Below are 25,388 nucleotides of genomic sequence, written 5' to 3' on the forward strand. Positions count from 1 at the left end.
TCGCGGACTTCAGGTGAAAACTTGTTCGTTGTCTTGCTCATATCGGCTCCACTTTCTCAGAAGTTGGAGCCTCCGGCAAACCCGGCGCGGTTCAGTGAGCGAATAGTCTGCGGTCTCAAGGACTGGGGAGATGTCGCGACGCAATACGGACAAGCTTATGATAAACTTCGAAGCTATCGTCACATGGTGGATCAATTGATTCTGGAGCCTCAAGCACGTGTTACGACTGACGCTCACAATGATCCGACGGATTTAACTCCAACTCGGCAACGGAGCGAAGGCGGCTTTCGATAAGAAGACCGCTGTCATCCAGGATCGGATGGGCGACCGAGACGATGTGGGCATTGATCCGCTTGAGATCGCGCAGGATGTCCAGATGCAGCGAACTCGTCTGAAGGCTTTCGAGCCGTCCGTCACGCAGTCGTTCGATATGGCGCTCGGCGGATTCCTTTTCCATGCGGCGCACGTCGACCTTTATTTCCATCATCCGGCGGGCTAGGCGGAAGTCGCGCGTGACGAAAATGGTCTGCGCGATGCGCACATTATCAAGCGTCAACTCAAACAGCGTGCGGAGCTCGCGGTGACCGTCTTCGGAGAATCTGAGGCCGAGCGTCGCCTTCTTTGTGACCTGCGCCAGCAGACCCTTTTCGATAATATCGCCGATATGTTCGAGATTGATCGCGTAGTCGATGATATCGATGGAACGACGGCTGTCTTCCGGGGAGAGACCCATACGGCCGAGTTTGGAGAGATAGACCTTCACCTCTTGCTGAAGCCTGTCCACACGCGCTTCCAATGGCGGGATGTCCATCAGCTTGGCCAGATTGTCCCGCTCGAAGGAATCGGACGCGCGCATCAGCATGCGCTCGATGAGGTCCCCTATGCCTAAAACCTCGCGCGTGGCACTGGCGAGAGCCACGGTCGGCGTCGACAGTTCGTGGATGTCGAGATATTTCGGCCCGGTGTCTTCCTGCGCATCGTCGGGAACCAGTTGCTGCATCAGGCGGGCAAGCAGGCGCGAGAATGGCCAGGCGACGACGGCAAGTCCGATGTTGAACGCCAGATGCGCATCGACCGGCAAATTGGCCGGTCCAAACGGCAGCGTCATGAGGAGATCAGCACCAAAGCCCGCCAGCGGCAAGGCCACCAGGCAACCGATGGCCCGCACGATCAGATTTCCAAGCGTCACCCGCCTGGCCGCCGCCGCTCCCCGTAAAGAGGCCATGACAGGCGGGATGGCGCCGCCAAAGTTTGCCCCGAGAACAAGGGCGATGATCAATCCGGGTGACAGGATGCCTGCCGATGCCAGGGAGAGGATCAGGACGATGGCCGCAAGGCTGGAGGACGAAATAAAGGCAATGACCGCCGAAAAAATCATGGCCACCGGCCAGGCATTGTCCAGCAAGCCGATAAAGGCGGCCAGCGCCGCTGATGCCCGCATCGGTTCCGTCGCGCTGCTGAGCAGGTGTAGCGACAGAAGCATCAGCCCGATGCCGACCAGCGCCAATCCTGCGCCCTTTCGCCCCGTCGAGGCACCGCGATAAAGCATCAGGCCGGTTACAATGATCAGCGGCGAAAGCCATTCAACGCCGGCTGCAACGATCCAGGCCGTGACGGCGGTTCCCACATTGGCCCCGAGCAGAACGAGCTGGGCCATACGCGGCTGGACCAGTTCCCGTTCGACAAACGAGGCCACCATAAGCGCGGTTGCTGTGGAACTCTGCAGCGCCACCGTGGCCACGAAGCCCGACGCAAACGAGCGCAGGCTGCCGCGCGTGCCGCTCGCAAGGCCCGCCCGCAACCGCGCTCCGAAGGCCCGCGTCACACCATCCTTGACCTGCGCCAGGCCGAACAGCAGCAAGGCAACCGCGCCGAACAGGTTTATCATGACGATTGTCGAGGCCATCGGTCTTTCTTCCGTCCAGGTTACAGCGACGCCCTTGGCGACAGCGGCGTATCATCCGGCCCAGCCCCTGCCCTTTCCAGCCAGCGCCGAAGACAATGCAGAAAGGCATGCAGGAACCCACCCGGAGATTGCGGCGGAGCGGGTGGGCTATGGTCCAGGAGACGACCGGTCAGCATGCGGTAGATCGTCAACCGCTCGGCGGAGATGAACGGCAGCGCCAGTGGACCCGCCTGGCGCAGACAATACCAGTCCGTCACCAGATCCATCATCGATGTTGCTCTCAATGCCTCCATGGTCAGGCCGAAGCGGGCGCATTCGTCTTCGAGAAGGCCCATGTTGCGACAGGAGATGGCCGAAAGGGGTTCCTCGCCCTCCCGCCTCTCCCCGGCCAGCATCAGCAGGCCGATCTCGGCAAGATTGGACATGGCAACATATTCGACGATTTCCGGTGGCCATTCCCTTCGAAAATACCGGTGCGTGACCAGTGCCCTCGTATGGGCAAAGAGGAAGTCGCCATAGGAGGGCGTGTCAAAGGCAGGATCGGGCACCTCCCCCTTGAACGCGCTTTCCAGACGATAGAACGCCATCAGGCGCGGATCGAGCGGGAGGTGCGAAAGCCCCACGGTCTCCACGTCCGGCAGGCTTTTGCCGGGTTGCACGACCTCGAAGGCCGGGGGAAACGCAACGAGAGAAGGAACGGCGATGTTGACCAGTTCGCAGCCGTCAAGGTGACGGCGCGTGGTCCCTTCCACATGGAGATGCCCGCTGAAGTGAACCCTCATACCGGTCCCCAGCAAAGTATCGGCAACCGCTCCGACCGGCGTGCGCCGCACGACATTGGTGTTGCCGAAGAGCGCCGCCTCCGATCCGGTCGTGTCGTCGAAGGGGTCGATCACCGGATAATGGGAAAACGACAGGACGGTCTTGCCGAGCGCTCTCGCCCGTTCATGAACATCCCTGATCCAGTCTATCAGGAAGGGTTTGAGACGCAGAACCGCGTTCCATCCGGCGGCCGTGCTGTCGATGAACGTCTCATCGTCACAGGGATCATGATAGCCGTCGCGCGGCTCGAACACATTGGCATCGATCATCAAAAGCCAGAGCCCCTCTGCGGGCTCGACGAGGTATGACGCATCCATCAGACTGAAGGTCGAACGGCCATCCGCCGAGGAAACCAGATATTGCCGATCCTCAATGCTGTCGGAGCGGCCGAATGGGCTTTCCCAATGAAGGTATTCGGCTTGCGCAAAAAGACCGAACGCGGCCATCGGCAACAGGCCAAGCGGGTACCCTTCGCAGTACATCCGCGCGCTGAGGCAGGCCTGCGGGTTCGCGCCCGCCACCTGCGCATCGCTGGTGACGGTAACGGAACTGCCGGATCCACTGAGAAACCCCTTTGAATGATGCCTGCCATTGGCCGCGAAGACATCGTGATTTCCGGGGATCGCATAAAATGACAGCCGGTGTTTCCCGCGATACTCCTGCAGCAGACGCCCAACGGCATCCGTCGTCTGTCTTTGGCCATCGTCGGTATAATCGCCGAGAAGCACGACATGGCGAATGCCGCGGCCCGCGATCTCGTCCAATGCGGCTGGAAGAGCCTGAAAGCTTTCATTGAAAACGCGCGTCGACGCACGCGTTTCAGCCCAGCTGCGCACGGCAAGCCGCTGTCCATTCACCTCTACACCGTCAAAACCATAATCGCCTTCGAGATCATGGTAATGAGCATCGGCAATGACGGCGACCGCGGGCAGATCACGATGTCGCATCGGCCGCCTTCCTGGCCTCGACGAGATCGATCCAGTCGGACGCCCGCCTTGCCGCCTCGTAGAGCATGGGCTTGGGCGTTTCGAACCACTCGTCCTCACGCAATTCCCGCTTGTCGCGGATATGCGCGATTGCCGCGTCCAGCGTTGGAAACAGGTGCGGCTGCTGCTTGTGCAGAAACAGTCCAACCAGCGAAACGGAACGGCTGCGTCCGCTGCGACAATTGACCAGAACATTGCCGCCGTCCTTGAACGGATAGGTTTCACGCCGGGGAAGCGTCTGGTTCAAGGCGCCCTGCAGGATGTAGTAGCCACCGAGCATCATGGTATCGGGGCTGCCGCCGCCATCGATCATGCCGAGCTTGTAATAGCGTATATCGGAATAACCGCTCGCGCACAGTGCGCCGTCTTCGGCAAGGCTTGGACTGCGCACGAAGTTGATGTCGAGATTGATGGCACAGTTCACGACGATCGTAACGCCGTGCTTCTTCAAGAGATCCAGATCGCGTGCGCCTTCAAGCCCGCCGATATAGAGCGCGGAATTGTGCGGCTGGAGCCCTTGCGTGATCAGGCTGATTGCCGGTCGCGAATATACCGGGGCTTTCATGCGTGTTCATTCCCTGTCAAAATACCAATCCTTCGGAAACACCACCCTTTCAGAAGGGTGGGCTTCATCATGCCGGCAGCCGGTTCGGCTGTCTGTCTTGATCTCAGGCGGCGTTAGAGCGTGCCCTGGCTGCCGTCGTCGCGGTTATCAATTTTCCCGTCTTCGGATCGAAGACCATCATGTTGCGCGCGGCAAATTCCAGCCAAACCTTGCGGTTCGGCCAGCTTTCGACAAAGCGCGGAATGAGCGCGGTCATCGGTGTGCCATTGGCCGAGAGCGAGAGGATGGTCTGCGAACCGGTCGGCTGGACGACGTCGACGTCTGCGGCAAGCCCCTGGTCCAGGGCAGCCTCATGCAGATTGAAATGCTCCGGCCGGATCGCGCAGGTTACAGGCCCGGCTTCACGAGCGATGACCTGTTCGAGCACGACCTCAATCCCGTGAAGCTTCAGTACGCTTCTGCCGCCTCTTTGCTCGAGAATGCCATCAAAGACGTTGATCCGGGGGTCGCCGATGAATTCGGCCACCAACAGGTTGGCCGGTTCATGGTAGATTTCGTAAGGGCTGCCGATCTGCTGGATGACGCCGTCCTTCATCACCACGATGATATCGGACATGGTCAGCGCCTCGACCTGGTCATGCGTCACGTAGACCGTGGTCGCGCCAAGATCCCGAGACAGGCGCTTCAGTTCCGTTCGCATTTCCGTTCTCAATACCGCATCGAGATTGGACAGCGGCTCGTCCATCAGCAGGATGGAGTTGCGGGCGGCAATCAATCTGGCAACGGCAACACGCTGCTGCTGGCCGCCGGAAAGCTCCGACGGGAAGCGTTCTTCATATTGTTCCAGTTGCACTTTCTTCAGTGCCTCGGCCAGTCGCGCGGCAATCTCGTCTTTCGGCCGCTTTGCCTGATGCAGCGCCAGCGTGATGTTCTTGCCTACCTTCATGTTCGGCCAGAGCGCATAACTCTGGAAGATGAAGCCGAGACCACGCTTTTCCGGCGGCACGAAACTGCTGTCGCGTCCGGAATAAACCGTTTTGCCAGCAAGAGTCAGCTCGCCGCCGGACGGCTGTTCCAGTCCCGCGATGATGCGCAGCGTCGTGGTCTTGCCGCAGCCCGATGGCCCAAGGAGCGTCACGAACTTGCCCTTCGGAATTTCGAGATCGAGTGGCGGTATGGCCAGGTGCGAGCCGTAATATTTGGTAATGCCTTTCAGGGACACTTCGTTCATCAGGTTTCCTCCCCAGGCTTTCCGGGTTGCATCACGGCAACCCGGCGCTCCGGTTTTCCTCAGTTGCTGGTTTCGACCACCCAGAAATCGTTGACTTCAGCGACATGGTCGCGCTGATATTCAGCCGATCCGAAAATCTTGCGAACTTTCGGCCAGTTCTCTCCGCCCTTCGGCAGCGGTACATCCGTGCGCGGCGAGAACGTACCGACCTTGAAATAGGCGGCCATGCCTTGCAGCTTCTTCAGGCTTTCCCCGTCTCGATACGGCTTTTCAAGCTTGGTATCGGGGGTCAGATCCTTTGACCCCATCTGGAAGGCGATGAACAGTTTCGCCGCATTGGGATGGGTCGACTGACCGGCAATCGCCACATAGGTCGAATAGGCAAAGACCCCGGCCGGATCGATGTCGTAAAGAATGGCATTGGCATAATCGTCGCTGCCGTTCTTGTTGATGTAATGCATGCTGGAAAAGGTGACCGGCGGCTTTGCCTGTCCCTTGAGACCGGAGGCCGTCGCAAGCTTTGAGCCGGAATCGTAGATGACAAGGTCATTCTTCAAGAGCCGATGCAAGAATTCATAGCCGGCATTTTCAATCCCATCGGACAGGACGAGCGGCTTTCCGGCATATTTTTCGTAGGATTTGGCAAAATCATCGGCGTGTTCGACGATGGAGGTCAAAAGCGCAAGCGATGTCAGCGAGCCGAGAGGGCTTTTCATCGCAAAACGCTTGTTCCAGGCCGGTTCGGTCAACTGCCACACATTGGTAACCGGCGGTGCGTCCTTGTAGGTGTCGGCGTTGTACATGAGCACGGTGGCTTCGATCACCTGCGTCAGCAGCGGCTCGCGCAACTCGGTCGGGATCTTCGCCTCCAGGTAACGCGGCACATAATTGACGATGCGGTGATTGGGCAGGAGGTCGTAGAACATCTGGGCGGTGCCGGCGGTGTTGACCACATCCACGGCAAAGATACCCGCCTGCTGTTCGCGCACCACCTTCTCGATCGTCTTTTCCGAGCCGAGATCATAGGCGTTGACCTTGATCTCCGGATAAAGCTTCATGAAATCCTCGGCCAGCGCATTGACGGTCGAGGAGGAGGAATAGACGGTCACCTCGCCTTCGGCCTTGGCCTTCTTGACGATCTCCTCCCAGTTTTCTTCCTTCGGCTGGTGCGCACCAAGCTCTGCAGTCTTCAGCCAGGCATCGAATGCAGCATCGTCAGAATAGGCTGCGGTGCCGATAAGGCATGCAACTGCGGCAATCACCACCCGTTTCGTGAGCATTCCCATGTGATCTCTTCCTCCCTGTTGCAAGGTCGCCTCCTCAAGCAAACCCCATCTTCGTATTGCGGAAAACCAGCCGGAACAGGATGTTGCAGCCCACGACCAATGCTACGAGCAGCAGGGTTGCCGCTCCGATCAGCTGGGGAACATCATCCGTCTGATAGGTGTAGATCACACTTGCCAGCACAGCCGTCGACGGCGTGACCAGCAGGATGATCAGCGAAAGCTCGCGCATCGTGCCGATGAAGCTCAGCAGCATGCCCGATACCAGCCCCGAGGCGGCAAGGGGTGCCACGATGTGGCGCACACGGCCTACCCAGCCGATACCTTGTACGCGGGCTGATTCTTCGAGGGACTTGTCGATCTGCAGCATCGCGGCAATGCCGGTGCGCGATGTATAGGGCAGGTTCTTGACCGCCGCGATCAACACCAGCAGGGCAAATGTCCCATAAAGTGCCGGGATCGGCCCGACCGGTCGCGAGAACATGCCGATATAGATGGCGCCAAACGCCACGGCCGGAAAGATGTAAGGTAGGAAGGCTGCCAGCTCCAGCGCCCGCGACGACAGGCTTCCGCGTGTCTTCACCACCACGTAACCGATCAGAAAACCGAGAACGCCGGTGGCGAGAGCTGTGAAGAATGCCAGGCGAAGGCTGTTCCAGGCGGCATGCAGGATCTGCGGGTTCTGGAAGACGCCCGCATACAGTGCGTTGACGCCGCCGCGCGCACCGATCCAGTAATGCAGTGTCAGATTGGACAGATCGTAATTCCCGGCGGTGCGCGACAGGGACTGCAGGACCAGCAGACCGAGCGGCAGGACGACCGTCAGGCACATGAGCGCCACGACAAAGGCGAAGACCAGCCACCGTGCACGGCCGAGATCGATTTCGCGCCGGCGAAATCCCTTGCCGGACATGGTCACGAAACTCTTGCGCACACCGATCATGCGCTGGTTGATCCAGATGAAGAGAATGGCCATCAGCACCAGCACGAGCGCCAGAAGATAGCCATCTCCGACATTGCGCGATCCGATTGCGGCGTAGATCTGCGTGGGCAGTACGAAATACCGGATGGGCATGCCGAGAACCGCGGGCGTCCCGAAGGATCCGATAACCCGGATGAAGGTCATGACGACGGCCGAGCCGACGGCTGGAAGAACGAGCGGTGCGGTGATCGACACGAACTGCCGCAGCCGGGACATGCCGGCAATGGCGCCTGCCTCTTCCAGCTGACTGTCCACCGTGGCAAGCGAGCCGGAAATGATCAGGAAGCCGTAGACATAATAATGCAGGGACAGGCAGATGATGATGGGAATGCCGCCAAAGGCGATCCAGTCGGGGGGCTGCACGCCGAAGAGATAGGCAAAGACGCCGGACGCTCCACCCACCCGATCATTCTTGAAAAAGGTGACCCAGGCGAGCGCCATTACCCAGGATGGCAGCATATAGGGCAGGACGACCGCCGTGTTGACGAACTCGCGATAGGGCACATTGGTGCGCACGACGATCCACGCAAGAAGGGCGCCCAGCGCCAGGCAGATGATCGTTGCCCCGAACGCCGTGACCAGCGAGTTCATGAACGGCTTGTAGAACAGCGCCCAGGAAAGCCGGCTGCCAAAGACGCGCTCATAGTGGAAAAGCGTCAGTTCTCCCGGCTGGCGCCCTGGCAGATAGGCGGAATCATAAGGCTGGACGGTAATTGTCTCCCGCACCAGCTGGAACAGCGGCACGATGACGAGGAGCCCCAGCAGGATGGCAAGTCCCAAGGCAATCAGCCGCTCCGGCGCCGAGACGAAATGCGCTGCACGGCGCATCCAGCGCCAGTTATCGCGACTGGCTGTTTCTGAAAATAAGGTCACTCTGTCTCTCCTCCCCGACGGCGCTCCAAGCCGTTTACTCCGCAGATCGCGATTTTGGCGCGACCCTTCCCCTTTAGGCGGCGTTCCTCTCACGCCTGTTTAGCGGCTCAGCCAGCACGATGCCGACTGCGTCGCTGACGCCATCGGCAATCGCGGGCGCGCTTGCAAGGACTGCGGCACCCGCCTGCAAAGACCCGATTTCGAAGAAGGGGCAGACGCGTCCGCCCGCTTCGGCCACCAGCAGCAGGCCCGGCACGCAATCCCAGGAATTCATATGCAGCTCGACATAGGCATCCGACCGGCCATCCGCGACATAGGCGAGCGCCATGGCACCGGAGCCTGCCCGCCGCACGTTGGCGCCCTTATCCAGAAGCCGTGTCATTGCTTCAAGATATCGGGTGTTGGGGATGCGAGTCGACCAGCCCAGCTCAACGGATGCCATGTCGAAGCGGGTCGTCCGCGCGGCCGAAATCGGCTGGCCGTTGCGGGTTGCCCCCTCGCCGGCCCGGCAAAAATACAGCTCGTCCAGCGCCGGATTGTAGATCGCCGCAAGCTTTGCGACATTTCCCTCCACATAGCCGATGGAAATGCAGAAATGCGGAATGCCCCGGGCAAAATTGGCAGTCCCGTCAATCGGATCGACCACCCAGACCCGCTCGCGGATGTCTCCGCCACCCTCCTCGCCAAAGAAGCTATCTTCCGGAAAGGCTGCTGCAATGCGCTGGCGAATATGCGCTTCGGAGGCCGCGTCGGTTTCCGTGAGGTAATCCTGCGGTCCCTTCATCGAAAAGTCAGCCGCCCTGCCATTTTCAAAGCCCTCAAGGACCAGGGCTCCGGCAGAGAGAATGACATCACGGCACAACTGCGCGCGACCATCCAGATCGTTTGTATAGGACATTGCTGAAGGCATGCGCATTCCTCTCCCTTGAACACGTGTGCAACATTGCACACGTGTTCACTCGGTGCAAGCGCGTATCTGGCACTGGTTTGAAAAAACTCTGGTCAGGACGTGGATGTCGTCAGCGTCGGACGGTGCCGCGTTCGATAAGGGCCACAGGGACATTGGTGATGACCGACTGACCAAGCTCATGATCGAGCGCGGCCAGAACGGCCTCTGTGAGGACTTCGAACGACTGCGCGATGGTCGTCAGTTCGTAGCTTCGCCAGGAGGCCTGCGGAATGTCGTCAAAGCCGATGACGGACAGGTCTTCGGGCACGCGGCGCCCCATGTCGTTTCGAGCGCCATCGAGAAAGCCGATGGCCATGATATCGGTCACGCAAAACGCACCGTCTATCTGTCGGTCAGACAGGAGCTCACGGGCCGCCTTCAGTCCCGTCTCATAGGTTGTCGGGCCATCATGCCAGACGACGATATCCGTGCCGGCGGCGGTCATGACGTCGGAAAATGCCTCGCACCGGCGCAACTGGGTCGGCGTTCCGGATCCACTTGTCACGACGGCGACCTTTTGACATCCCGCCGCCTTCAGGCGTTCTGCCGCAAGCGTTGCGCCGGCAATGTCGTCGCTGAGGATGATATCGGTGTCGGACCGGGCGAGCTGTCTGTTGATGACGATGAGCTTGACGCCATTGGCAAGACATTCATCCACGATCGACATCGGTGGCTCGCCCGAGAGGACGACAATCGCCCGGGCCCGAAACTCGAAAATCAGTTCGATGAGAGGTGCAATGTCACTGCGTGCATCCGCAGCATTCAGAAGCAGGCATTGCAGTCCGCGCCGAAGCAATCCGATGCTGAGCATATCCAACTGCTTTGCCATGAAGGGCAAGGAAAGGTTCGCCCCAACCACGCCAACGAGATTGGACGAGGAATTATTGAGGCCTTGAGCGAGTCTGTTGACGCGATAGCCCAGTTCCTGAGCGGCCTGAAGCACCTTGCGGCGCACTTCAGGCGAGACGCTGGCGCCTTCCGTGAATGTCCGGGAGACGGCAGAACGCGAAACGCCTGCTCTTTGAGCGACGTCGACGGACGTGACAAAGGCCTTGACCATGGTAATCCAATGGGAAAAGAGGGTGTACGGCGTTCATCGCAGTACGATACTTTTCCGATCCTTACAATCTGGGCATGCCAATGGCCTGCCTCCGGGCTACGCGGCCCTTAGGCGGATACGGACCCACGACCCTACGCTCTACTGACACGCAGGCCATTGAATTCTTAATGCCTGCGGCAGAGACATAACTCCAGAATAGTTCAGTCACGTGCCCCGGCGTGGGACCAGCAGAGCGGGCCCAGTCCCTGTAGAAGATTTCGACGCCGTCCTTGGTTGTAATGAAGTTCTCGGTCATGGGTATCATTCCTTCCGTTTGGAGTTCGGTTGAGGTTTCCGAGGCAAAGACCGGGACCGTCATTGCCAGCGAAAGAGTGGCTCCCGCGAGCATGGCCTGCCTGCGGGACAACAGGATGTCGTAGCTTTTATCCATTGGCTTGGTTCTCACTGTTTGGATGGACAAACCGTAGAACCTGAGCGCCACTCGATCTTGTCGGCTGGGCCGATTTCTGGAACATTTGTCCTGTCACATCGATGCGGCGAGCCCGTATGAAGACAATCCGATCGAATGAGCCCGTTGCCGCGATAAACCGGCACGGGAACCTCACAGTACCTGCCGGCGAGGTCTGCGCTTTCTGTCCAAGGCCACTGGAGACACCCAGGCTGGCAGGTCACTCCTTCAAAAACCTATGTCTCGACGGACGGGTAATCGCTGCCCCGCCAATGCTGCAGTTTCTCTGCAAACAGCCGCTGAAATGCCAGCGGACCTTGTTTGGCCGCGTAGGGCTCGTCGTAGATGCCGATAAAGATCGTCAGGTTGAGGAAGAAATGTGCGCCCATTTCGAAAAGCGCAACAAAATCATGATCGACAAGAGCTCTGCGCTCCTCATCGGTCAGGCCATGCACCGTCGAAAATTCCACCTCGTTGTTCAAGAGCCGGGGGCCGATCGATTGTTCCCAGGTGGACACGCAGGCGTCAGGGTTTTCGGTGTAGCGCCGAAGTAGCTGAGGGTCGCGCTCGACAGAGAACAGAAACTTGTTCACATAGTACTTGCTCATTGCGCAAAGCCCTCGGGATACCAGGTGAAATAGGCTTCCATCGTGTGGAAGAGGTCGAGATGATCGGCGTAATCTGCCTCTTCGGGCCCGGCCACGCCGAGCATCAGGATGAAGTTCAGGAAGCCGTGGGTGGCGTTGCCGCTGCGGTCCAGGCTGGCATGGGTGACGCTGCCCAGAATGGCATCTGCATCCCCGGTCCGCAGCCATTCGATGGCCTGCCTATCAAAGGCCGGATCCGGCCCCGTCTCCATGAACTGCCGCGGGCCTCCCAGTTCGAGCGAGAGATGGCCGGTGCCGATGGCGGCAATCTTCTTGTCGGAGGGATAGGCTTCGATGGCTCGACGGATGGCGCGGCCGAGGTCGAAGAAGCGGCGCGGCGCAGGCAGCGGAGGGGCGAAAATATTGGTGTAGATGGGGACGATCGGCAGATCGTTTTGCGGACGCAGAGTGATGATCGGGCAGACGATCGAATGATCGATTTTCAACTCGTTGGAAAACGCAAAATCGAAATTCTGGTCGAGCAGCGACTGGTGGAGGAAACGCGGCAGGTCCTCATCGCCTGAAAGCCTGTAGCGCGGGAGACCGAACTCGCGTTCCTCGTTATAGAAGGTCGCATCATAGGCCGGCGCCTTCCCGATCAGGAACTGCGGATAGTTGTCCAGAAAGATCTGGTGGAAATGATCTGAGCCGATCATCACCAGGATATCCGGCTCGGCGCGCGTCAGGGTTTCCCGATAGGCTTCGATTTTGCGCTTCCATTCCGCAGCTTGCGGTATCTGGTCTTCGGAAGCGGCGGTGGTTGCCTTGAGGTAGAATGGATGGTGGGTGGACGCGAGCGTCGCGACAAGTTTTGCCAAAGCGGATCTCCAAGAGCGCAGCAGGATCAATAGCTGTTGCCTTGAGGTAGAGCCGGCGTCTTATGCGCGTATGTCGAAGAGGGCCGATTGGATTGCGTTTGAAATGATCTTCGAGGCTTAAACCGACAGCCAGCGCGCCGGTGAAACGCAGAACGTGCTGGCGCCACGCCATCGTCGCCGGCTGCTACCCGTCTCACCCCTTGGCTCGATGGATTGTCTTCACTTCGGCATCGAAGAGGTAACCCGCACCCCTTTCCGTCTTGATCAGACCAGGTTTGGAAGGGTCGACCTCAAGCTTTCGGCGCAGTCGCAGGATCAGCACGTCGATGCTGCGATCAAAAACCTCCTCATTGTGGACACGACTTGCAGACAACAGTTGCTCTCGTGACAGGATCTGGCGCGGAGACCGCAGGAATGCGGTCAACAGGTTGAATTCACCGGCGGTGAGCTTTACCTCCTCGCCCTCGTGAACCAGCCTGCGCAGCTTGATGTTCAGCTGCCAGCCGTTGAATTCGTAGATTGTCCTGTCTTTTTTCGACCGGACGACAGGACGCTCGCGCAAGGACGAGCGCACGCGCGCCAGCAATTCACGCGTGCCAAAGGGCTTGGTGATGTAGTCGACAGCACCGAGTTCCAGGCCGACGACCTTGTCGGCCTCTTCCAGCCGATCACCGCTGATGATGATGATCGGGCAATCCGAGGTGCTGGAAAGCTTTCGAACGATATCCAGACCGTCCTCGGCCCCGAGGTTGAGATCCACGATCAGCAGATCGACTTCGTCCGTGCTGAGGACCCGCTGCAGATCCTGGCTGCCACTGAGGCCGGTGACCCTCAAGGCATGCTGGGAAAGGTAATCCATGAGCAGACTTCGAATGGCGATATCGTCGTCAATTACCAGAACGTGCTTCACGACTGCACCCCTGTGCGGCAGTCGAATAAAAGCCGGGGCCTCAGGCGCAGCAGAGAGCCGTCGCCTAAGGAGACTGCACGACGTTCCCTCCCGGACCTTCGCCTCCTGATCATTCGGTCATCGTGCCGCTCACTATCCCGCATTTTTATGCAGAAGCCGGATCTGCGAGCCGCCCCGTTGAGTGCATTGCTCATCGCGCCCTTGCCTTTTCTGAGAAGGCTCACAATAATCGCGATTACGGTATATCACAATATTCATTTATATCAAATTATTCATTTTTGCGTTTTTGTGTTGATTGTAGCACCTCTTCCGTCAGGGAAAGGTCTTCGGCGCAGGCACCACATTCAAGTCCCTTCTCCGTTTTGTCGCTGTCCATCGCGGCAAGTTCTTCCGGGCCAGTATAAGAGGTTGCGCAATAGAGGGACGCTGCCGCCGCAGAACCGAATGCCTCGACAAGGGCGGGAACGATCCGCCGATGATCGATCCCTTTTGCTTTTTGATAAAGGATGCTTGGAATGCGGCCGACCGCAATCAGTGCACGACGCATGCATGGACTCCGTCATCCAGGGGATAGCTGAGTCAGCGCCCGTCTAATCGCCAAACGCCTGACGCCCCTGATCAGGCTAAGGCGAGCTTGGCGTTGGCGCCGACAGCGTCGGTGCAGCCCCTCTAGCGCCATCGGACAACAAGGTCGTCCACCTGGCGGATGCCTGCATGGCCGTGGATACGCAGGCGCTCTTCCCCCGTATCGAGGTCAAGATCCGCATGGAGGAGTGCCGTAAGCGCCTCCTCCATCTCGATCCGTGCCAGCGCTTCACCCAAGCACCTGTGTTCTCCGCCGCCGAAAACGGGGTGCCATTTGCCCAGCGGTCGCGTGAGGTTGAACTGATCGGGATCGATGAAGACGGCAGGATCTCGAAGACCGGACATCGTCGACAACAGGACCGGGCTACCCCTTGGGATGACATGGCCGTCAAGGTTGATGTCTTCGATCGCCAGGCGCGGGATCGATGCGACGGGCGGCTCGAACCGCAAGGCTTCCGCCACGGCAGCCGCCACCATGGCCGGTCGATAGCGCAACGCCCGCCATAAACCGTCTTGCCGCTCCAGAAGCAGTCCAACCATGATGACGATGGCCGCCCGCGTTGTATCGGAGCCACCCAGCACGACCGAGACGATCTGCATGACAGCCTCGACGGGTGACATCTCGGCCGCCTGATCGACGCTTGCAACATAGTCCGACAGAAAGTCGCCCCTTGGCCGCTTGCGGCGATCATCGATCAGCCCTGCCACATAGGAGGAGAGATCGCGTGTGGCCGCTTCGATATCGGGCAGGTCCTCCTGCGTCCACGAGGTGGTGAGGATCTTCGATACCCTGTAGGCCATGGCGGTAAAGAGGGGAACATCATCGCGCGGAATGCCGAGGATCGCAGCAATGGTCACGGCAGGGATCACGGCCGCATACTCATCGCGCAGGCGCATCTCTCCGGCGTCGCGCTTTGACGCGAAAAGTTCCTCGGCCAGACGTCGGACATTCGGGCGCAATCCTTCCATCATCCGAAAGGCAAAGCTGCGGGAAAGCGGGCGCCGGCGACGGTGGTGGGCGTCACCGTTCGAAAACAGCAGGCTATTGGACACCAACTCCATGACCGGGCCGCTCGCGATACCCCTTGCCCTCAAAAGCTCCGTTTCGATCTGCCGCGTGCGGGGATCGCTCACGAGTTTTTCGACGTCGTGCGCGCGCAGCACGAGGTAGGCACCGTCCTCCCGTTGCACAAAGGGAAAAGCCGGCCGCAACTCCCTATAGAATTCGTGCGGCGCCGAATTGAGAGCGGCAAAGCTTAGAACGGGCGGGGCGGCGGTGGTCGGGGACGATAGCGACATCGGGAACGCAGGCCTCTTTTGTTGACTGTCCCGTTCTCGGCCATCCGCAATGCCTAATGTTTTCAGGACCGGGCATTGTGGTTTCAGCTGTAGGACGAGACGCGGTTTCGGCAGGATTTTTTCACCGGTTTGCAGGAGCGGTGCAGCGGATCGCTCGTTTTACGGTTGCCAACTGACCCGGCACTCCGTCGTCTTGCGCACGAACATGTGCCCCTGAAAGTCTGACCTCCCCTCAAGCCGAAGGTTTGGCAGTCGTTCGACAAGCGCAGAAAGCCCCTCCTCCAGTTCAGCCCGCCCCAGAGCATCGGCAACACATCTGTGTGCCCCGCCCCCGAAGGCCAGCCGTGCCAGTTTCAGGTTGGACCGCGAAATGTCGAATGCATGAGGCCGCTCGAAAACGCGCTCGTCCCGCAGGGCGGACAGGAACGACAGCAGCACCAGTTGCCCGGCCGGCAAGACCCAACCGTCGATCTCGATGTCTTCGACGGACACCCGCACGACACCCGCTATGCCCGGCTCGAAACGCAGGCCCTCTGCCACAGCATTCGGCACCAGCGTGAGGTCTTCGCAGACAGCTTGCCATTGCTCCGGCTCCGACAGCAGGTGAACGGCTTGCGCGACGAGCCCGGTTCGCACGGACTCCGTGCCTCCAATGATCAGCTGGACAATCTGGACAAGCAGTTCCAGTCTCGTCACGTCATCCTCCCGCGAAAGCCGGATATACCGGGACAGGAAACCCTCTGACGGATTATTCTCGGCGTCCTGGATGAGGTCCTCGAGATAGTTCCGCAGCCGACGTGCCGCCTGCTCGGCATCGGCGACGGCCTGCTCGGTCGGATGCGGCCGAAAGAACTCGTCCATGGCGTGGATATTCTGCATGAACGTCGGCACGTCCGGCTCGGGAACGCCAAGAAGGCCGGCAAGGGCAAGGATCGGCAGCTTTGCCGCATAGTCGGCGGCAAGATCGAGGCTCGCGCCGTCCCGATAAGCATCGATCAAGGCGGCCGCCGAGCGTCGGACATGCTGTCGAAACTCTTCCGACACCTGCTGTGCAAGCGCTCTCGACAGCCCCGAACGCCGGCGGGCATGCGCATCGCCATTGGCCGTGAGCATGCCCTGTTCGAAGATGTCGAACAGCGCGCCCTCGCTCATTCCGGCCTGGGCGGGTATGGCCGTTCCCGTGGACTGCAATCTCGGGTCCAGCAGAAGACGGCTGACATCCTCATGCCGCAGGATGACGTAGCCGCCGGTATCGAGCGCAATAAAGGGATAGGCCGGGCGGTATCTGGCAAAGGTGCCATGAACGTCCGTTTCCAGATCGGATGACGCAACGACAGGAGCGGTGTGGAGAGTGTCCAGCATGATGTGTGTCTGCCTTTTCAGAGACGCGATATCGATCAAGGCCTGGATGTCAGGACGGCGGGCACCCGACGGGCGGGACTTGCGGGAAGGCCCTAGGCAGCGAAACCTCAAATGAAGCGAATGACGTGTCGGCGCGCACACGCGCCGACACGCAATGGTCTCAAAGCTGCCGGCCTTACAGCTCGTGCTGGGTGCGGATGAGATCAGCCGCCCTTTCGCCGATGACCACGCACGGCGCCATGATGTTGCCGGTCATGATCCGCGGCATGACGGAGGCATCCGCGATGCGCAGGCCCTTGATGCCGTAGACCTTCAACTGGTGGTCAACCACCGACATGCTGTCGCGGCCCATTTTGGCCGTGCAGGACTGGTGCCAATAGGTGACCGCCGACCGGCGGATAAAGTCGACAAGGCCTTTCCGGTCACGCGCGCCTGGCGCTGTCTCGCCCGTCACCAGCGGCTGAAAGGCGGCGCCATTTCCGAGTTCCAGGCAGAGTTCGACTGCAGCTATCGCCGCGGCCATGTCCTCTGGCTCGCTCAAGCAATTGGGTTCGATCAGCATCGGATCATTGACGCCGGCACCTGAGAGCCGCAGCCAGCCGCGACTTTTCGGCTGTGCCAGCCCCGCAAACATGGTCCAGCCATGGTCAGGGGTTTCCAATCCCGTTTCCGCCGGAGACGGAACGGGGAATTCCAGCTGGCACTGCAGCAGATCCGGCTGCGTCAGGCGGGAATCGCTCTTCCAGTAGAGCGTCGCCTCGCATCCGCCACCGCCGACACCCTCGGGCTTGCGATAGGCCCAGGTGCATCCGAACGCGATATGGTCCTGGTGATTTTGCCCGACGCCCGGAAGCGCCTGAACGACCGGGATCCCATGGGCGGTCAGCTGATCCCGTGGTCCGATACCGGATTGCATCAGGACCTTGGGCGTGTTGACAGCGCCCAGCGACAATATCGTTTCGTAATGCGCCTTGAAGCGCCGGCGCTGGCCGCTCACGATAGCCTCGACACCAACCACTCTCTTGCCGTCGAACAGCAGGTGCGACACCAGTGCCCCGGTCATGATGGTCAGGTTTTTCTTGGCCAAGTGCGGCGCGACATAGGACTGGTAGACGGATTGACGCTTGCCGTCCCGGATACGCAGCTCCGCAATCGACGCGCCGCCCTCGCTCTCCATCATCGCGCCGTTCGGGGTATCGTAGACGGGAATTCCGAGTGCCTCGGCAGACCGCAGCAGGGCATGGGCAACCGGCTGCGGGGCTTCGGGTTGCGCGACGAAGGCAGGGCCTCCAGTGCCACGACGAACCGGATCGGGCGCCCCGCGCCAGTCTTCGATGCGGCGGTAATAGCCAAGGGCGGCTTCATAACCCCATGCGTCGTCACCGGCTTCGGCGGCGAAGTAATCCCAGTCGGCCTTATGGCCTCTCGACCAGACCATGACATTGATGCTCGACCCGCCGCCGAGCCCCTTGCCCATGCTCAAGGGAAGCTGGCGCCCCTCAAGGCCGGGCGTCGGCTGGCCGACAAAGCCCCAATCGCGGGACGAGCCGAGATTAACCGGCCACTGCGCAGGATCGCGCACGCTGTCGGCACGATCATCGCCGCCCGCTTCCAGAAGCAGGACCTTCGGGCCGCCGCATTCGGCAAGGCGTGCAGCAACAACCGAGCCACTGGATCCGGCGCCGCACACGATAAAATCAAAGGCCTCGGGCTCATGGACCGAGGGCATTTCGTCTTCGCAGTTCTCTGGTTCTTGCGCAGTGGGGAGCATTGGAGTCACCTCGTTGACCAATATGTCGGGTAATCCTGCCTACCGTTTAAACTTTCATTTTTCAATGTTTTTATCAAATTTATCATTTTTCATTTGTAACTTGAGCGTGAGGCGTCTGTGATGCGCGCACCGGCAGCGCCCGGGCGGACGCTTCATCCGGCAGCACCGGGCAGGAGTTTTTAAGGGACGAAAGGGTTGCGCTCAGTCAGACGCGGTCGGCTTGCGGCTGTCCGCCCAGCGACTGGACAACCTGGAATAAAACTCAGGCATTCTCCACGACACGTGCCAGCGTGTCGAAAATTGCATTCGCCAGCGCCGCTGAACTGAATGGCGTTCGCAACACACGCGCCTGCAAAGGCTGGAACCCCGCGCGCAGTTCAGACGTCTGGTCCGTCAGAAGGAGGATTTTCCCGCAGCCGTATGCCGTCTCCACGACAGTCAGTTCGGCTGCGGATGTAAGGCACGTCTGGTTGAGGATCACCATGTCGGCTTCAATCCCCGAGCCCAGCAATTCCGCAAGGCATCCAATGCTCCGGCAACCGATCGGCTCGTAGCCAAGTGCCGCTGTCTTTTCCTCGTAGAGATCGCGCAGGGTCTTGTCGTTCTCGACGATCATGATGCATTCGCCGTTGCCCATCGGCACCGCGCGTTCGTTGAAGAAACTGTCGATCGGCAAGGGTGCGAGATCGGTCGCCGGAAGGAAAAGTTCGAACGTGGTTCCCCCTCCCGGCGTGGCTGAGACATGGATGCCGCCGCACAAGGACGAGACGATACCGTGAACCGCCGAAAGGCCCAGGCCCGATCCGCCGGACTGGGAATTCGTGGTGAAGAACGGCTCGAAGATGTGGGGCATGACATGCGGCGCAATGCCCGGCCCTTCGTCGGCGACCGAGAGGCGCACGTAGGATCCAGGTGCAATATCGCCATGCGTAAGAAGCCGCCTGCGCTGCAGCTGGACGGGATGGACATCGATGGTGACCGTTTTTCCCCGTGCCGAAGCCTGGCTGGCATTTTTGCACAGGTTCATCGCCAGCTGGTGCACCTCGACCGGATTGCCCTCGATGACGACCGGCTCTTTGCACAGCGTGGAATGAATGACCACATGGTTTCCGAGTGTGACCTGCAGCAGCGGGAGGATGTCGGCAACGGCATCTGCGACATCGAACGGCTTGACGATCCGTTCGCGCTTGCGGCTGAAGGTCAGGATCTGGTCGACGATCTGCTTGGCCCGTGCACCGCTCTTCAGGATTTCCTCGACATAATGGCGCGTCGGCGATGACTTTCGAAGCAATTGGACCGCCATTTCGCCATAACCGAGGATCGCCCCGAGGACGTTGTTGAATTCGTGCGCGATACCACCGGCAAGGGTTCCAATAGCCTCAAGGCGTTGGGCATGCTCCAGCCGATGTTCAAGCCCCTGCTTTTCCTGCCGGCTTTTATCAGCATCGATAAACTCCATGAATGTCTTCAGCGTGGAGTGAAACAACTGCCTCTCGTCGAGGGTTAACCGGGGCTGCCCCGGCTTGAACAGAAAGATGAGGGCGGCGACGTCCTTGTCGGGCAGTCTGGCGCCGACCAGCAGGCTTTGAGAAATGCCATCGGGTTGCATCACGTGACAGAGCCGGATCAGCGGACAGCAGCCCGACCTGTTGTGCAGGCGGATCGATGGCATCTCCCCGCCATGATCCAGATCCTGGGCAAATGCCATCAGGTGCTGGCGTGTTCGTGGCCCATCGTCAAACTCATACGCATCTTTCACCTCCGCGCCATCAGGATCATAAACGACGTAGCTGCTGCCCAGGGCGCCGAAGAAGCAGGCCATGGTGTGCAGGGCCTTGCCCATGAAAATCGGGAAATTCTCGTGCCCGGATTGGGTGAGATCCGCCTTGATGTCTGCCACGACCTGCTCGTAATGCAGCCTCCGCTTCAATTGCCGCGTCTGTTCGCGAAGGCGATAGATCAGGATGCAGATGTAGAGCAAAAGCAGGGCCGCGGTGATACCGAGGACGATGCGGCTCACATGGGCAAGAGAGGCAGCATCCGCTGCAATTCTCAGATATTCCGTCTGCAGCTCACCGGCCCGGATCGGCGTCGCTGACGCCTGAATGGCGGCAATTTGCGCGTCGACCCGCGGCATGACGGCCAGGATCATCTTCGCATGCACGATGACCGTGGCGAAATTCTCAAACCGCGGCGCTTGCGCGCCGTACCGTTCAAGCTGTGCGAGCTTGTCGGTGATCCGGCGCTTGAGATCCCCGTTGTGGCTGGTCGAAAACCGCATCATCATGTTGCTGAGGTCACCCATGTGCGCCAGCACCCCGGCCACACCTTCATCCTCGGCCTCGTTGAGCGATGTCAGTGTCTGGCCAAAGACCCCAAGCGAGTTCTGCAGCAGGGCATTGCGTGTCTTGAAACCTTCCACCAGCATCTCGTCGCGATCGATATCCTGCGTGAGACCTGAGACGAGGCTGCTCAGCTTTTCTTCGGCGCCGAACTGAGTACCACCGAACAGGTCCCGCAAGCCATTGACGGCGCGGCGCAGATTGACGACCGACGTAACGAGGCCGTCATAGGACGGCAACAGCCCTGCCCTTGCCCTCAGCACGTCCCGCTGCAGGGCGGCGTGGTTCACATCGACCGCCCGCAGGTTCATCATGATGGCTTCGTGGACGGATCTGTCGGGATGCTTGCCCGCGGCGACCAATGCCACCACGATGACCGTGACGATCAGGATCGAAAGCGGAAGAGTTTCACCGAGCCGGTTCGGTGACAACCGTCGAAAGACGTTTCCCATCATATTCCCCGGTCAGACTTTTCAGGAAGGCTTCGAGATCGGCAATATCGTTCTGAGAGAGCTGACGGCCGAGCTGGCTTCTGCCCATCACCGCAATCGCTTCGACAAGCGTCGCAACGCTTCCGTCATGAAAATAGGGCGCGGTCACTTCGACATTGCGCAGGCTGGGGACGCGAAAGATATCTGCGCCCTCATCCGGCATCGACAGCCGCCGGTCGAGATCGGATGGCGGCTGCACAAGCTTGGCGTCGGGAGGGCCGAACACCCCGAAGATCTGGAACATGTTGCCGCCGACATTCGCCCCCTGGTGGCAGGAGACACACCCGTAATCCTCGAACAGTTTGAAACCACGCCGGGCGTCAGGAGCAAGCGCGCCCTGATCACCGGTCAGGAAGCGGTCGAAGGGGGCATTCGGTGTTGCAAGCGACATCTGGAATGTCACCAGCGCATCCAGAACATTGTCCCGACTGGGCAATGCTCCATATCGCTGGCGGAATGCGGACAGATAAGTCTCGTCCTGCGTCAGGCGGGACAGCACTGTGCTCCAATCCGCAGCCATCAGGTTCGGATCAGCCAGCACCGCTTCGTTCTGGACCCTAAGCGAGGTAAAACGTCCCCGCCATCCCAGTCGATAATTGGTGCCGACATTGAAAATGGTGGGGGCATTGAAGGCGTGGACCTTGCCTTTATAGCCGATGGTTCTCGGCACCCGAACCGTTCCACCCGTCTTCAGGTTGTGGCAGGTGCTGCAGGACAGCCTGCCTTCGCCCGATAAAACCGGATCATGGAAAAGCCGCTCGCCAAGCAGGACCTTGCCGGGATCGAGGCTCGCCGGCAGCGGCAGCGGCGACAGGGCACTCGGCTGAACTGCGTGTTCAGGCAAGTGCTCACCTGTAACCGGTGCGGGGCCACCAAGAGAGACACTTCCCGAAACAGCAAGAGCCGACGCGGCAAGACCGAGACAATAGCAAATCGCGGTGAAGGCGCATCGCCTCTTGCTCATGAAATGCCGCTCTCCGAAAGAGTGTTGCCGGTATGAATGGACGCGATCACAGATCTTGGATTAATCGCATTTCTACACGTTATATCATAAATATCATATTTATCAATTCATGATGTACTTCATTCGCAGGCGTCGGGATACGGGGCACAATGGCCGGCATGCTGCCCATTTCGACCCGCGATCCTTGGCAACCGCGAGGCAAGATCATCCGGGAAAAAGGACGACTGTCTTGATCATGGCCAGCAGCGCCCAATAGATGCCGATGATCGAGCCGCACGATAGGAAGGCGATGAGGGCCGGCAGCCATAGACCCGGCTCCTTTATCGGCGCGGCTCGCGCAGGCGCCGGCATCTCCTGCCCGCTGACGAAGGAGCCGTCCTCATAGACCGCATCATCGCTGCAAAGTGGAAGACCGGTGGACTGCCGGAGCCGGAACGCCGAGAGACAGACGACAACGCCTTCAGGCTGCGGCTTTTTATGCGCGTGCCGCAAAATTTTGGTGGAGAACCCGTCTTCGCAATCCATTGCATCACTCCCCGTCGTCATCGCACCAGTGGGTTCGGGTCATGAATGTCGAAGAGGCGTTTCCCCCGGATTGCGAAGGACCTCGTAACGATTGCGTTTGAAACACGGCCGCTTCAGCGCAGCGACGCCGCCCTCCCCTCGCACCTCTGCTCTTGCAAGAAACATTACAACTGCAACCGCATCTGCAGGCGCTTGAAATGGCGTTGCAGCAGCAACCCTCCAAACGAGATTTGGCCTGACGCAGTGTCAGGCGTGCGGAAAGGAAATCTTGAATGAATAGGGTAGAATTGAAGATCCCCGGCGACCATGGCGGCGAGAGCGAGTGGCACGAAATCACACCCGGCGAACGTTTCAGGATCCGGACATCCGTCGTGGAAACGGATGGCCTCTACATGACCCTGGAGATCATTGCCGATCCTCGGAATGGCGTGCCCATGCATGTCCACGCCAATGAGGAGGAATGCTTCATCGTGCTTGAAGGCAGCCTTCATCTCGTCAACGGCGATCAGAGGCTGAACCTGTCGGCCGGTGATGTGGCGACCGTCAAGAGGGGGACGCCGCACGCATGGTGCAATATCTCGGAGAAGAGCGTGCGGATTCTGATTGTCTTCGCGCCCGGACATATGGAGAGAACGTTCAGGCGCATCGGCTCGATGAAAGGCAAAGATCTCACCGCGATTTCTCAATCAGCCGAAAGTGATGGCTCAACGATTGTCGGGCCGCCGCCTTTCGATGACATCTATTCCGTCTTGTCAGCGCGGCCAATGCCCTGAAATCCCCTGCGGGAGCGGCAGCAACAGTTTGGGTTGCTGCCGTTCCAGATAAAAGTCGAAACCGTTTACCCAGCCCGTCCCGATCGAAGGGCATGTGCGTGAGCACCGAGAAACCGCGCAGGCCATCTGCACTCACATCGGCGACAGGTGTGCCGCGTGATCGCCACTCAGTGCGGCAAGTCGGCCGGTCGCCGCTCACCGAGGCAGGCAAGGGCAATGCCAGCCTTGCAAACGCAGAGGGGGCAGGGCTTTTCGACCATCGTGCCGATCTCGGCTGCGTGGGCGGCAATGGCTCCAAAGGCGAGATACATCACTGCCGCAGCGATAGCCGAGATGTGGAGGAGGTGGCCGAAGAGGCGCTGGTGGAATGAACCGGGGACAGGAATATCGCTCAGCAACCGCGGGGGGATAGATGTCATGATGGAACCCTCTGGCTTACGGGTGACATCTCCCTGCTATCGTGTTCGGATCGCTGTAGGATTTCAAAGCGGAGGCTCTCCGTTACAGAATAAACGGAGGCAAGGCATCAGGGCCGCGCAACGGCCACGGCGCAGCGCCGGTGCTCGCATTGGGACAAGATTGGTGCGGCCTTAAAGCGGTGCAAGCTCCATGGTGGAAGGCAGCACGCGGTCCTGCCCACCCTCAAACATCGTCAGACGGATCAGGTTCGAGATGGCTTCGGCAATCGTGGCAAGCGCATCGCGCTCCTCACGCTCGAGCGATCGCGGCACCACATCGATGACGCAGATGGAGCCAAGCGCAAAACCCAGCGGATCCCGCACCGGGGCGCCGGCGTAAAACCGGAACCCGAAAGGTTCGTTCAAAGTCGGGTTTTCCTTGAAGGCTTCACTTCGGGTAAGATCCTCGATGACGGTAAAGTCGTTTGCGACAAGCGTCTCGTTGCAGAAGGCCCAGTCCCGTGAGGTGCTCTCGCCATCGAAGCCGACCCTCGACTTGAACCATTGCTGATCCTGCGTGATCAGCGTGAACATCGCAATCGGCGCCCGCAAGGCATAGGCAGCCAGCCGCACGAGTCGGTCAAACCGACCGTCCGCACCAGAGCCGATGAGGGCGGATCTCTTGACGGCGTCGAGCCGGGCCTTCTCGTTCCACGGCAGATCGAAGGCGGCAGGATCGGTCTTGTCCTGCAGGCTGGAGCGCAGATAGTCCATCACGGCGGCGCTTGCCGCCGATACATCCGGCAACATCTGCAAGTGGATGCGTTTTGCACTGCGGGCGAAAGGCGAAGCCGCGCCCTTTTCAGTCATCGTGATAATGATGGTTTGCCTGTAACGGGCATCGTTGCCCAGCGTCGCGGCAAGCTTCTTACGCTCACCGTCTTCGGCCTGTTCAACGATCAGCACAGTGGGCGGCGCCGGTTCAAGCAGCTTTTGCAGTGTGTCGAAATCTTCCGCAACGTCGATCAACAGGCCGGATCCGGGAAGCCCGGCCCGGCTCCACTCCGCCCCCCTGCCCTTGCCGGCAAAGATGACGGCATGGGCTGCAAGATCAACGGGCTCCAGCGTCGAATCCTCGATCAGATCCATCACGGCCTGGCGCGGGATGCGACGATGCCCGCCGGGCGTTTTCCAGGAAGGGAGCTGCCCGCTCTCGACCCATAGCTGCGCCGTGCGCACCGAAACGCCAAGCAGCTCTGCGGCTTTTGCCGTCGTCAGAATATCTTTCATCATTCAACTCACGTCTGTGAGATGAAATCTAGTAAAATTTAGAAAATTTGCAAGAAGCGGAAAAGATACGCCTGCGTTCACCGCCAAAACTGGCTAGGGAGCCGCCTT

The 25,388-nt window shown here is 59.8% G+C and carries 21 protein-coding genes; 2 read left to right on the forward strand and 19 right to left on the reverse strand.

Annotated features, from left to right (window positions below; translation table 11 throughout):
• Positions 1-220: 220 nt before the first annotated feature.
• The 18 genes from J2858_RS22310 to J2858_RS22395 form a co-directional block, all read right to left on the reverse strand.
• Complete coding sequence (locus J2858_RS22310; protein WP_210107081.1) at positions 221-1,906, reverse strand: Na/Pi cotransporter family protein; 1,686 nt, start codon at positions 1,904-1,906, stop codon at positions 221-223.
• A gap of 20 nt (positions 1,907-1,926) precedes the next feature.
• Positions 1,927-3,675, reverse strand: a complete 1,749-nt coding sequence (locus tag J2858_RS22315) for a metallophosphoesterase family protein (protein ID WP_210107082.1) — start codon at positions 3,673-3,675, stop codon at positions 1,927-1,929.
• The gene (locus J2858_RS22320; RefSeq protein WP_210107083.1) at positions 3,662-4,279 is read right to left on the reverse strand and encodes a dual specificity protein phosphatase family protein; all 618 of its coding nucleotides are present in this window, start codon (positions 4,277-4,279) and stop codon (positions 3,662-3,664) included. Before J2858_RS22320 ends, J2858_RS22315 begins: the two co-directional genes overlap by 14 nt.
• A gap of 103 nt (positions 4,280-4,382) precedes the next feature.
• Positions 4,383-5,510, reverse strand: coding sequence for an ABC transporter ATP-binding protein (locus tag J2858_RS22325; RefSeq protein ID WP_210107084.1), 1,128 nt, complete (start codon positions 5,508-5,510; stop codon positions 4,383-4,385).
• Positions 5,511-5,569: 59 nt separating this feature from the next.
• Entirely contained in the window at positions 5,570-6,796 is a 1,227-nt protein-coding gene (locus J2858_RS22330) for an ABC transporter substrate-binding protein (RefSeq protein WP_210107085.1), read from the reverse strand.
• A 34-nt stretch (positions 6,797-6,830) separates the two neighbouring features.
• Positions 6,831-8,648, reverse strand: coding sequence for an ABC transporter permease (locus tag J2858_RS22335; protein ID WP_348635520.1), 1,818 nt, complete (start codon positions 8,646-8,648; stop codon positions 6,831-6,833).
• 73 nt (positions 8,649-8,721) lie between these two features.
• Positions 8,722-9,558 carry an inositol monophosphatase family protein gene (locus tag J2858_RS22340; protein WP_245367047.1) on the reverse strand — a complete coding sequence of 279 codons (837 nt, stop codon included), beginning with the start codon at positions 9,556-9,558 and terminating at the stop codon, positions 8,722-8,724.
• A 109-nt stretch (positions 9,559-9,667) separates the two neighbouring features.
• A complete protein-coding gene (locus J2858_RS22345; RefSeq protein WP_210107086.1) occupies positions 9,668-10,657 on the reverse strand; it encodes a LacI family DNA-binding transcriptional regulator in 990 nt (329 codons plus the stop codon).
• Positions 10,658-11,341: 684 nt separating this feature from the next.
• Positions 11,342-11,713, reverse strand: coding sequence for a hypothetical protein (locus J2858_RS22350; RefSeq protein WP_210107087.1), 372 nt, complete (start codon positions 11,711-11,713; stop codon positions 11,342-11,344).
• Entirely contained in the window at positions 11,710-12,570 is an 861-nt protein-coding gene (locus J2858_RS22355) for an extradiol ring-cleavage dioxygenase (protein ID WP_210107088.1), read from the reverse strand. The genes J2858_RS22350 and J2858_RS22355 overlap by 4 nt, the downstream gene beginning before the upstream one ends.
• 193 nt (positions 12,571-12,763) lie before the next feature.
• Entirely contained in the window at positions 12,764-13,480 is a 717-nt protein-coding gene (locus J2858_RS22360; protein ID WP_210107089.1) for a winged helix-turn-helix domain-containing protein, read from the reverse strand.
• A 268-nt stretch (positions 13,481-13,748) separates the two neighbouring features.
• On the reverse strand, positions 13,749-14,027 hold the full coding sequence (locus tag J2858_RS22365; protein ID WP_210107090.1) for a hypothetical protein: 279 nt from the start codon (positions 14,025-14,027) through the stop codon (positions 13,749-13,751).
• 122 nt (positions 14,028-14,149) lie between these two features.
• The gene (locus J2858_RS22370; RefSeq protein WP_210107091.1) at positions 14,150-15,364 is read right to left on the reverse strand and encodes a cytochrome P450; all 1,215 of its coding nucleotides are present in this window, start codon (positions 15,362-15,364) and stop codon (positions 14,150-14,152) included.
• A gap of 159 nt (positions 15,365-15,523) precedes the next feature.
• Positions 15,524-16,726 carry a cytochrome P450 gene (locus J2858_RS22375; RefSeq protein WP_210107092.1) on the reverse strand — a complete coding sequence of 401 codons (1,203 nt, stop codon included), beginning with the start codon at positions 16,724-16,726 and terminating at the stop codon, positions 15,524-15,526.
• Between the two features lie 175 nt (positions 16,727-16,901).
• Positions 16,902-18,455 (reverse strand): GMC family oxidoreductase, encoded by a 1,554-nt coding sequence (locus tag J2858_RS22380; RefSeq protein WP_245367050.1) that lies wholly within the window; start codon positions 18,453-18,455, stop codon positions 16,902-16,904.
• 304 nt (positions 18,456-18,759) lie between these two features.
• Positions 18,760-21,294, reverse strand: coding sequence for a two-component system VirA-like sensor kinase (locus J2858_RS22385; RefSeq protein WP_348635521.1), 2,535 nt, complete (start codon positions 21,292-21,294; stop codon positions 18,760-18,762).
• On the reverse strand, positions 21,248-22,174 hold the full coding sequence (locus tag J2858_RS22390) for a cytochrome-c peroxidase (RefSeq protein ID WP_210107095.1): 927 nt from the start codon (positions 22,172-22,174) through the stop codon (positions 21,248-21,250). The genes J2858_RS22385 and J2858_RS22390 overlap by 47 nt, the downstream gene beginning before the upstream one ends.
• Before the next feature lie 324 nt (positions 22,175-22,498).
• Positions 22,499-22,819 (reverse strand): hypothetical protein, encoded by a 321-nt coding sequence (locus J2858_RS22395; protein ID WP_210107096.1) that lies wholly within the window; start codon positions 22,817-22,819, stop codon positions 22,499-22,501.
• Positions 22,820-23,091: 272 nt separating this feature from the next.
• On the opposite strand from J2858_RS22395, the gene J2858_RS22400 reads away from it, so the two are divergent.
• A complete protein-coding gene (locus J2858_RS22400; RefSeq protein WP_210107097.1) occupies positions 23,092-23,592 on the forward strand; it encodes a cupin domain-containing protein in 501 nt (166 codons plus the stop codon).
• Positions 23,593-23,690: 98 nt separating this feature from the next.
• Positions 23,691-23,963, forward strand: a complete 273-nt coding sequence (locus J2858_RS22405; protein WP_210107098.1) for a hypothetical protein — start codon at positions 23,691-23,693, stop codon at positions 23,961-23,963.
• A 219-nt stretch (positions 23,964-24,182) separates the two neighbouring features.
• Here the strand turns inward: J2858_RS22405 and J2858_RS22410 are convergent, their stop codons facing one another.
• Positions 24,183-25,283 (reverse strand): helix-turn-helix domain-containing protein, encoded by a 1,101-nt coding sequence (locus J2858_RS22410; RefSeq protein ID WP_210107099.1) that lies wholly within the window; start codon positions 25,281-25,283, stop codon positions 24,183-24,185.
• Positions 25,284-25,388: the final 105 nt, after the last annotated feature.

The sequence above is a fragment of the Neorhizobium galegae genome (genome assembly GCF_017877135.1).
In the GTDB taxonomy this organism is placed as follows: Bacteria; Pseudomonadota; Alphaproteobacteria; order Rhizobiales; family Rhizobiaceae; genus Neorhizobium; species Neorhizobium galegae_A.